Annotated in this window: 10 protein-coding genes and 1 pseudogene; 6 read left to right on the forward strand and 5 right to left on the reverse strand. The window is 63.9% G+C overall.

The window, feature by feature from the left end; translation table 11 throughout:
- Positions 1-1,008: ADP-forming succinate--CoA ligase subunit beta (gene sucC / locus KBT70_RS16260; RefSeq protein ID WP_296636408.1), on the reverse strand; the 1,008-nt coding region annotated here is incomplete at its 3' end.
- Positions 1,009-1,233: 225 nt separating this feature from the next.
- Positions 1,234-2,196 (reverse strand): malate dehydrogenase, encoded by a 963-nt coding sequence (mdh, locus tag KBT70_RS16265; RefSeq protein ID WP_296636411.1) that lies wholly within the window; start codon positions 2,194-2,196, stop codon positions 1,234-1,236.
- 158 nt (positions 2,197-2,354) lie between these two features.
- Between mdh and KBT70_RS16270 the strand changes: the two genes are divergently transcribed.
- Positions 2,355-3,101, forward strand: coding sequence for a sulfite exporter TauE/SafE family protein (locus KBT70_RS16270; RefSeq protein ID WP_296636414.1), 747 nt, complete (start codon positions 2,355-2,357; stop codon positions 3,099-3,101).
- Positions 3,102-3,106: 5 nt separating this feature from the next.
- Here KBT70_RS16270 and KBT70_RS16275 read toward each other — a convergent pair whose 3' ends face one another.
- Positions 3,107-3,412, reverse strand: coding sequence for a hypothetical protein (locus tag KBT70_RS16275; RefSeq protein WP_296636417.1), 306 nt, complete (start codon positions 3,410-3,412; stop codon positions 3,107-3,109).
- A 210-nt stretch (positions 3,413-3,622) separates the two neighbouring features.
- Here KBT70_RS16275 and KBT70_RS16280 point away from each other — a divergent pair, with 210 nt between their 5' ends.
- From KBT70_RS16280 to KBT70_RS16295, 4 genes are read left to right on the forward strand one after another with little or no spacing between them, the layout of a single operon-like run.
- On the forward strand, positions 3,623-4,483 hold the full coding sequence (locus KBT70_RS16280; RefSeq protein WP_296636421.1) for a CoA ester lyase: 861 nt from the start codon (positions 3,623-3,625) through the stop codon (positions 4,481-4,483).
- Positions 4,484-4,488: 5 nt separating this feature from the next.
- A complete protein-coding gene (locus KBT70_RS16285) occupies positions 4,489-5,034 on the forward strand; it encodes an NnrU family protein (RefSeq protein ID WP_296636425.1) in 546 nt (181 codons plus the stop codon).
- A 3-nt stretch (positions 5,035-5,037) separates the two neighbouring features.
- On the forward strand, positions 5,038-5,241 hold the full coding sequence (locus tag KBT70_RS16290; protein ID WP_296636428.1) for a DUF1737 domain-containing protein: 204 nt from the start codon (positions 5,038-5,040) through the stop codon (positions 5,239-5,241).
- Between the two features lie 2 nt (positions 5,242-5,243).
- Complete coding sequence (locus KBT70_RS16295) at positions 5,244-6,275, forward strand: MaoC family dehydratase (protein ID WP_296636432.1); 1,032 nt, start codon at positions 5,244-5,246, stop codon at positions 6,273-6,275.
- Between the two features lie 6 nt (positions 6,276-6,281).
- On the opposite strand, the gene KBT70_RS16300 is transcribed toward KBT70_RS16295, so the two are convergent.
- Both KBT70_RS16300 and hrpB read right to left on the reverse strand, forming a co-directional pair.
- Complete coding sequence (locus KBT70_RS16300) at positions 6,282-6,743, reverse strand: NUDIX hydrolase (RefSeq protein WP_296636434.1); 462 nt, start codon at positions 6,741-6,743, stop codon at positions 6,282-6,284.
- A gap of 70 nt (positions 6,744-6,813) precedes the next feature.
- Positions 6,814-9,270, reverse strand: coding sequence for an ATP-dependent helicase HrpB (hrpB, locus tag KBT70_RS16305; RefSeq protein WP_296636437.1), 2,457 nt, complete (start codon positions 9,268-9,270; stop codon positions 6,814-6,816).
- Positions 9,271-9,386: 116 nt separating this feature from the next.
- Here hrpB and KBT70_RS16310 point away from each other — a divergent pair.
- Positions 9,387-9,743, forward strand: a pseudogene (locus KBT70_RS16310) (methylmalonyl Co-A mutase-associated GTPase MeaB); the annotation flags it as partial.
- Positions 9,744-9,893 lie beyond the last annotated feature (150 nt).

Consider the following 9,893-nt stretch of genomic DNA (forward strand, 5'->3'; position numbering starts at 1 on the left):
ATCGCAGCGCATGATGCCGCCGAAGATGTTGACGAGGATGCCCTTCACTTGCGGATCGGAGGTGATGATCTTGAAGGCCTCGGTGACCTTCTCCTTGGTCGCCCCACCGCCCACATCGAGGAAGTTGGCAGGCTCCGCCCCGTAGAGCTTGATGATGTCCATGGTGGCCATCGCCAGGCCCGCGCCATTGACCATGCAGCCGATCTCGCCATCCAGCGCGATGTAGTTGAGGTCGTATTTCGAGGCCTCAAGCTCCTTGGGGTCTTCTTCGGTCGTGTCGCGCAGCTCGGCAATGTCCGCGTGGCGGTAAATGGCGTTGGAATCAAACCCCATCTTGGCGTCGAGACATTTCAGATCACCCTTGTCCGACACGATCAGCGGGTTGATCTCCAGCATCTCCATGTCCTTGTCGAGGAAGAGCTTGTAGAGAATACCCATGAGGTTGACGCATTGCTTGACCTGACCGCCGGTGAGACCAAGGTTGAACGCGATGCGGCGACCATGGAACGGCTGATAGCCGGTCGCAGGATCGACGCTGAACGACAGGATCTTTTCAGGCGTCTTTTCGGCGACCTCTTCGATGTCCATCCCGCCCTCGGTCGAGCAGACAAAGGACACGCGGCTGGTCTGACGATCCACCAAGAGGGCCAGATACATCTCGGTCTGAATACCCGAGCCATCCTCGATGTAAATGCGGTTGACCTGCTTGCCCGCCGGTCCGGTCTGTTTGGTCACGAGGGTGCGGCCCAGCATGCGCTTGGCCTCTTCGGCGGCTTCTTCGACGGAACGGGCCAGACGCACACCACCGGCCTCACCAGCACCCGCTTCCTTGAACTTGCCCTTGCCACGGCCACCGGCGTGGATTTGCGCCTTGACCACCCAGATCGGGCCATCAAGCGCGCCTGCGGCGGTCTTGGCCTCTTCGGCGCGCAGAACCACGCGGCCATCCGACACCGGGGCGCCGTAAGAGCGAAGCAGGGCTTTCGCCTGATACTCATGGATATTCATCAAACTGTCCCGTTTTGCTGCGATTGGGACAGGGTGTGGCATATATCCTGCGGCTGTATAAATCGTTTTTTGCGGAATGGCAGGTTTTGGCGCGAAAATCGTCATTTTGTGATCACACGGCCAAATCGTGTGATCACAAAACGCAAATTGGCCCAGAGGTTGCACCAAAAAGAATCAGGGCCGAACGCGTGTCGGCCCTGATCCAGAAGCGTTGACCGCAGGTGATCACACCAGCGAGGGGTCGATTTCCTTGCAGGCCTTGACCAGACCTTTGACCGCATCGACTGACTTGTCGAACATGTCCTGCTCGTCCTTGTTGAGCTTGATGTTGACGATCCGCTCGATCCCGCCCGCGCCGATCACGGTCGGCACGCCGACATACATGTCCTTGAGGCCGAATTCGCCGTCACAATAGGCCGCACAGGGCAGAACCCGCTTTTGATCCTTGAGATAGGCCTCGGCCATTTCGATCGCCGACGTCGCAGGGGCGTAAAAGGCGGAACCAGTCTTCAGAAGGCCCACGATCTCGGCACCGCCATCACGGGTGCGCTGCACGATGGCGTCGAGTTTCTCTTGCGTGGTCCAGCCCATCTCGATCAGGTCCGGCAGGGGAATGCCTGCGACGGTCGAATAGCGCACCGAGGGCACCATCGTGTCGCCATGCCCACCCAGAACGAACGCGGTGACATCCTTCATCGAGACGTTGAATTCAACGCTGAGGAAGTGGCGGAAACGGGCGCTATCCAGCACGCCCGCCATGCCGCAGACCTTGTGCGCGGGCAGACCCGAGAATTTCTGCAGCGCCCAGACCATCGCATCGAGCGGGTTGGTGATGCAGATCACAAACGCATCGGGCGCGTTGGCGGCAATGCCCTCGCCCACGGATTTCATGACCTTGAGGTTGATGCCCAAGAGGTCATCGCGGCTCATGCCCGGCTTGCGCGGCACACCGGCGGTGACGATGCAGACATCGGCACCCGCGATATCGGCATAGGACTGCGTGCCCTTGAGCGTCGCGTCAAACCCTTCGGAGGGGCCGGATTCCGCGATGTCGAGCGCTTTGCCCTCGGGGGTGCCTTCGGCGATGTCGAACAGGACGATATCGCCCAGTTCCTTGAGCGCGGCGAGATGGGCGAGCGTGCCGCCAATCTGTCCGGCGCCGATCAGCGCAATCTTGGGTCTGGCCATTGGATCATTCTCCGTCGGTTGAAAAGTTGCGCTTGGGCCTAGTCCGAATTTAATGATCTTGCAAGAGTGCTGCACTGCGGCGGATTTTCGGCGTGACAGCGGGATGCGGTCGTATACCGTGAAAGTGCAGGCAGGCGCAGAGGTTAGGAGCCGGGACGATGACCGTCGAGGTGATTGCAATCGGGGTGTTCGCGGCGCTCTTGGCGGGGGTGTCCAAGGGCGGCTTCGGCTCTGGCGCGTCTTTTGCCGGGGCGGCGATTCTGGCGCTCTTTGTCCCACCGGCGATGGCCCTCGGCATCATGCTGCCCATTCTGATGCTGATCGACGTCGCCACCCTGCGCCCCTACTGGCGGCAATGGGGGCGGGTCGAGGTGACGATGCTGATCCTTGGCGGAGTGCCGGGGATCGGTCTTGGCATGGCGTTTTACCGCATGGCGGATGCGGATCTGCTGCGCCTGCTGATCGGGGGGATCGCGCTGATTTTTGTGCTCTGGCAGACGGTCTTGCGGGCGCGGGTGATGCGCCGGGGGCATGCGCCCTTGCCGGGATGGAGCGGGGTGCTGGCGGGGTTGGTGGCCGGTTTCACCAGCTTTGTCAGCCACGCGGGCGGGCCACCTGCAGCGGTTTACCTGCTATCGCGCGGGCTCGACAAGACGCGCTATCAGGCGACCACGGTGCTGATGTTCTTTGTCTTCAACATCGTCAAGGCGGTGCCCTACGGGATGCTGGGTCTCTTCACGCGGGAAACGCTGACAATCGACATCATCCTTGCGCCCTTTGCCCTCTTGGGGGCATGGATTGGCGTGCGCGCGCACCGGATCATGCCGGAACGCGCGTTCTTTGCCGTCACTTACGTTTTGCTCACGATCACCGGGATCAAACTGATCTGGGACGGGCTGTTCTAAATGTTCTAGGCCCCCTTGCCCGGCTTGGGCTCGGTTTCGGCGGTGGCCTCATAGGCCTGACCGCTGGCCACAAGGCAGGTAACACCATCGCTGCCCGTCACCGTGATGGTCCAACTGCCCGAGGTGCCACTGGCAAAGACCTCGACCACCATGTTGTTGGCCCCCAGCCCCATGGATTGCCGCGTCTCGCCATAGGCATCGGCCAGGCGCTGCACCACCATGTCGCGCGGGGCGCAAGCCCCGGTTTGCGCCTGCGCCGGGGCTTGTGCCAGCGCCACAGCGCCTAGACCGGCCATCACTGTCTTGATCATCAGTCACCCTTTCTCTTGGGTTGGCCCCCCGGCCGTCGCGCGCCCATCATGCCGAAAGAGAGATGAACAAGGGGTTAATGAACCCGGACGCCGCAATGGAACCGCTACATCGCTGCATCGCGGCGAGAAATCGCTTGAACATTTCCGCCGAAAAATGCCATTCCTGCGCAAGATTATTACCGCAGACAGAATCCATCAAAGGGCAGACCCATGGACAGCAGCATGCATCCCTACCGTTCGGTGCTATATATCCCAGGCTCGAAAGAGCGCGGTTTGGAAAAGGCGCGCGACCTGCCCACCGACGCGATCATCTTTGATCTCGAGGATGCGGTGGCCCCCGATGCCAAGGCCTCCGCGCGCGCCACGCTGGTCGAGGCGCTTCGGCAGGGCGGCTATGGCTATCGCTACAAGATCGTGCGGATCAACGCGCTCACGACCGAATGGGGGCTGGAGGATGCCCGCGCCCTGCGTGACGCCGGGGCCGATGCGATCCTCTTGCCCAAGGTCAACACGCCTTCGGATATTGACAATCTGTCGGATGTGATCGGCACGGACCTGCCGGTCTGGACCATGATGGAAACACCGATCAGCGTATTCAATGCCCGCGAAATCGCGGCACACCGACAGGTGACAGGGCTGGTGGCGGGCACCAATGACCTGATCAAGGATCTCGGCTGCCGGGTGCGCGCCGACCGGATGCCGCTCTGGGCCTCGCTCCAGATGATCGTGATGGCGGCGCGCGCGGCGCGGATCGTGGCGGTGGACGGGGTCTATAACCGTTTTCGCGATGGTGACGGGCTCAAGTTCGAATGTGAGCAGGGGCGCGACCTTGGGTTTGACGGCAAGACGCTGATCCATCCGGCGCAGTTGGAAATCGCCAACACCGCCTTTGCCCCCACCAATTCCGAAATTGAACTGGCGGGACGCCAGATCGCAGCCTATGAAGAAAGCCGCGCCTCGGGTCAGGGGATTGCCGTGGTGGACGGGCAGATTGTCGAGAACCTGCACGTCGTGTCCGCACAGCGTATTCTGGCCAAAGCTCAGGCGATACGGGAAATGGCAGCGGAGTAGCAACCATGGTTTACCTCATCCTCGGGCTGATCCTCTGGATCGCGGCGCATCTTTTCAAACGGGTGGCCCCCGACCTGCGCGCAAGTCTGGGGAACGCGGGCAAGGGCATTGCCGCTGTCGGTATCCTCGCCGGTCTGGTGCTGATGGTGATCGGCTATCGGCAGGCGGACGTCATCAACGTCTGGTATCCCCCAACTTGGACGGTGCATGTCAACAACCTGATGATGCTTGGCGCGGTGTTTCTCTATGGCATGAGCGCCACCAAGGGGCGGCTGCGCGGGGCCATGCGCCATCCGCAATTGACAGCGGTCAAGGTCTGGGCGGTGGCGCATCTCTTGGTCAATGGCGATCTCGCCTCGCTCATCCTCTTTGGCGGGCTGCTCATCTGGGCGGTGCTCGAGGTGGTGATGATCAACAAATCCGAAGACTGGAACCGCCCGAAACCCGGCGAGGCCAAGCGCGACATCCTTCTCGTGGTCATTACGATCGTGCTCTTCCTGATCATGACCGCCATTCACAACTGGCTGGGCGTCTGGCCGTTTCCGGGGTGAACCATGAAACTCTACCGATTTCTCAGCGCCGACGACACGTCGGAGTTCTGCCACAAGGTGACAGCTGCGCTCAACAACGGCTGGTCGCTCTATGGCGACCCGACCTATGCCTTTGATGCCGCCAATGGCGTGATGCGCTGCGGTCAGGCCGTGGTCAAGGACAAGGACGGCACCTACACGCCCGATATGAAGCTGGGGGAACAGTAAGCATGGCCAAGACCAATACGGGCCGGTTTTTCGAGGATTACGAGCTTGGGCAGGTGATCCGCCATGCGGTGCCGCGCACCGTGTCGGGGGGCGAGCGCGCGCTCTATCACGCCCTCTATCCAGCGCGCCATGCGATCTATTCCTCTGATGAATTCGCCCATGTCTGCGGCCTGCCCGCCAGCCCGATTGACGATCTGGCGGCCTTCCATATCGTATTCGGCAAATCCGTGCCCGATATCTCGCTCAATGCCGTGGCCAATCTGGGCTATGCCGAGGCGCGGTGGCTGCGCCCGGTCTATGCCGGCGACACGCTGCGCGCGCAGTCCGAGGTGATCGGCCTCAAGCAGAATTCCTCGGGCAAGACCGGGGTGGTCTATGTGCGCACCACTGGCTTTAATCAGCACGACTTGCCGGTGATGGAATTCGTCCGTTGGGTCATGGTGCGCAAACGCGATGAGGCGGTCCCCGCCCCCGCAGATCACGTGCCGGATACCGCGCCCTGCGTCGCGGCAAGCGATCTCATTATCCCCGCGGGCCTAGACTTCACGCATTACGATTTCACCCTCGCCGGAGAGCCGCATCGCTGGGGCGATTACGAGATGGGAGAGCAGATCGACCATGTCGATGGCGTGACGATTGAAGAGGCCGAGCATATGATGGCCACACGCCTCTGGCAAAACACCTCCAAGACGCATTTCGACGCGACACCGCGCGCCGATGGCAAGCGGCTGATTTACGGCGGGCATGTGATCTCGATGGCGCGGGCGCTGTCGTTCAATGGCCTCGCCAATGCCCAGATGATCGTGGCGATCAACGCAGGCAGCCACGCCAACCCGTGCTTTGCAGGCGATACCGTGCGCGCCTGGTCCGAGGTTCTGGACCGCACGGATACCGCTGCACCGGGGGTGGGGGCGCTGCGCCTGAGACTGGTGGCGACCAAGGGCGGCGCGCCCTTTACCCTGCGCGGTGCAGATGGCAAACACCTGCCGCATGTGTTGCTGGATCTGGATTACTGGGTCTTGATGCCGAAATAACCCGGATCAGAACCGCCGCAGAATATCCTGCAGGTCTGGCTCGATCACCATCTTGGCTGCCCTGCGCGGCGTGACCCACATGCGCCGCCGCTCGCGTGCTTCGGGGAAACGGTCACGCACCTCGTCGTCGCGCAATCGCACCTTGTAGAGATTGGCCTCGACCGGCAATGAACGGCCATCGCGCAGCGCCTTCTCATAGGCAAAGCATCCGATCAACCGCGCCTTGTCGGCATCGGCGCGCACGCCCGCCTCTTCCCATGCCTCTTGCAGCGCAGATTGCGCATCCGTCAACCCCTCGATGGGCCAGCCCTTGGGCACCACCCAACGGCCGGTGTCGCGGCTGGTGATCAACAGAACCTCCTTGCGCCCCTTGTGCTTGCGCCAGCACAGCGCCGCCACCTGCCTGCGCGGCAGATATATGGCGTCATCGACCGCGCCGGGCGCGGTCTGGGGAAAGATCTGGTTCACTTTGGTTTTGCTCTGCTCGGGCAAGTTTGTCTGACATCAGGATATAAGACATTTGGCCGCAGAATTCAAATCACGGGATGTTGCGGGGTTTGGCACGCAGGGTGGGATCGGCCTCGGTCGGGTCCTCGGGCCAAGGATGCCGCGGATAGCGCCCGCGCATGTCCTTGCGCACATCCGCATAGGAACTGGCCCAGAACCCCGGCAGATCGAGCGTGGTCTGCACCGGGCGATTTCCCGGTGACAACAGCGTCACGCGCAACGGCGTGCGCCCGACGGTGGGATGGGTGGTCTGGCCGAACATTTCCTGCAACCGCAGGGTAATCTCGGGATACTCGCCGCTATAGTCGATGGGGATTTTCCGACCCAAGGGCGTAGTGAACTGCGCAGGCGCCGCCCGGTCCAGCATCTGCATCTGGTCCCAATCCAGCCGCGCGCGCAGCGCATCGAGCATCTCGAACCGCTTCCACTCCGGCGCGCTGCGCACCCCTCGAAGATAGGGCAAGAGCCAGTCGTCCAATGTCTCGATCAGCGCCGCCTCGGACATGTCCGGCAGGTCCGCGCCCCCGTCGCGCAATAGCTGCACCCGCGCGACAAAGCGCCGGGCGGGATCGCTCCACGTCAGACCCAGATCACGCACCCCGTCCAGCATGGCCCGCGCAATGCGTTCCTCTGGCGCGTCGGTCCAATGCCGATCATCCAGCACGAGCGCGCCAAACCGTTCCTGTTTGCGCGCCACCACCCGCCGCTCGCGTCGATCCCAGAGGCAGACATCCTGCCACGCGATCCGGTCGGCAAAGAGCCCGCGAATTTCCGCCTCGGAAATCGCGATGGCCTGCCGGATACGCGCCTCGCGCGGGTCGCCATCCAGATCGGTCGCCACGATCAACCGAGTCTGCGCCATCGGATCGCCCTCGGGCAGAACCGCGCCCTTGCCCCCCGAGAGCACATAGCGCGGGGCCTCGCCCTTGCGGCGCAGGCCGATCCGGTCCGGATAGGCAAGGGCCGCACATTCGGCATCGCTACGCCCGCCTTGCCCCCTCCCCTTGGTCTGCGCCGCCAGACGCCGCGCCTCGGTCTTGATCCGCTCCAGCGGGCCACGATGGACGGCATGGACATAGCGCGCCTCAAAGGCGCGCAGGTCGCGCACCGCACTCAGCCGCAGCGCCAGATCAACAGGCGCGCCGCGCCCCAGCGGATCACGCTCGGCCAAGAGCGCCGCCAACGTCGCCGCCTCTGGCCCCGCAGACGCCAGCATATGCGCCAAGCGCGGATGCAGCGGCAGCGCCGCCAACGCCTTGCCATGCGGCGTGATCCGGCCTGTGGCATCGAGCGCGCCCAGCATCTCCAACAGCGCGCGCGCCTCGGCATAGGCACCGGGATTGGGCGGCGTCAGTAGCGGCAAATCCTGAGGGGCAGCGCCCCAGAGCGCAAGCTCCAGCGCCAGCCCCGCCAGATCCGCCGCCTCGATTTCCGCCGGGGGATAGGCCTGCAACGCGCCCTCTTCGCCGCGTGTCCAGAGCCGATAGCACCGCCCCTCGGCCACACGCCCCGCGCGCCCCGCCCGCTGCGTGGCCTCGGCGCGCGTCACAGGCTCTGTGACCAGCCGCGACATGCCCGAACCGGGATCGAACCGCGCCCGCCGCGCCAGGCCCCCGTCGATCACCACGCGAATATCCTCGATGGTCAGCGAGGTTTCGGCAATCGACGTCGCCAGCACGATCTTGCGCCCTTCCGTGACCGGCGCAATCGCGGCGCGCTGCGCGGCAAACTCCATCGCGCCAAAAAGCGGGCGCAGGTGGCACCCCACAGGCAGGCGCGAGCGCAAGAGCGCCTCAGCGCGGCGAATTTCCCCCTCGCCGGGCAGAAAGACAAGAACACCGCCCGTGGTCTCGGCCACGGCCTCGCTCACCAGATCGGCCAATGCCTCCTCGAACCGCCGCGTCTTGGGCCGGGGACGGTCGCGCCAGCGGATTTCGACCGGATAGCTGCGCCCCTCCGAGGTGATGACCGGCACATCCCCCATAAGCTGCGCCACCGGCGCAGCATCGAGCGTGGCGGACATGACCAGCAGGATCAGATCCTCGCGCAGCGCCCCTGCCACCTCAAGGCAGAGCGCCAACCCCAGATCGGCATTGAGCGAGCGTTCGTGAAATTCGTCAAAGATCACCGCGCCCACGCCGCGCAACTCCGGGTCCGACTGGATCATGCGGGTAAGAATTCCCTCTGTCACCACCTCGATCCGCGTCTGCGGCCCCACGCGCGCCTCGCCGCGCACCCTGTAACCGACGGTTTCACCGGGATTTTCCCCAAGGCTCTGCGCCATCCGCTCAGCCGCCGCTCGGGCGGCAAGGCGGCGCGGTTCCAGCATCAGGATACGCCCCTCAGTGAGACCAGCTTGCAGCATCTCGAGCGGCACAACCGTGGTCTTGCCTGCGCCGGGCGGGGCCTGCAGCACGGCACGCCCGCGCGTGCGCAGCGCGTCGATGAGGGCCGGAATGGCCTCTTGAATGGGAAGATCGGGCGTCATGCCCCGCGTTATCGGGCATCGGCGCGCCCTTGGCCAGAGGCTTGCCCGCCTCTCGCCTCTGGACAAGGCCCATGGGGCCAAGGCATGAAGGCGGGCGACAAGAGGAAGGGCAGCGCATGGATATTGCCGACATCGCACAGAGGATCATCGCCGGCGACCGGCGGTCCTTGGCGCGCGCAATCACCTTGATCGAGAGCGCGCGGTCCGACCACCGCGCCCATGCCGCAGCCCTGATCGAGGCGTTGAAATCCGCAGGCAAACAGGCGGTGCGCATTGGGCTTTCGGGTACGCCCGGTGTGGGCAAATCCACCTTTATCGAGAGTTTCGGCATGATGCTGACCGCGCAGGGCCTGCGGGTGGCGGTGCTGGCGGTCGATCCCTCCTCGGCGCGCTCGGGTGGCTCGATCCTCGGCGACAAGACGCGGATGGAGCGGCTCAGCCGTGATCCGGCGGCCTTTATCCGCCCCTCCCCCAGGCCGAGCAGCGCGTCCGCATCGTCTACTACCAGGAACTCGACGTCGATCGCGACTGGGCGACCTATGTCTACCCGCTCGCGACCAAGGCCGGCGGCGGAGTGGACACACGAACGCGCGGACGCCTGACTCTCAACCTGACGGCGCGCT

Origin of the sequence: Roseovarius sp. (assembly GCF_018066915.1) — a bacterium.
Taxonomy (GTDB): domain Bacteria; phylum Pseudomonadota; class Alphaproteobacteria; order Rhodobacterales; family Rhodobacteraceae; genus Roseovarius.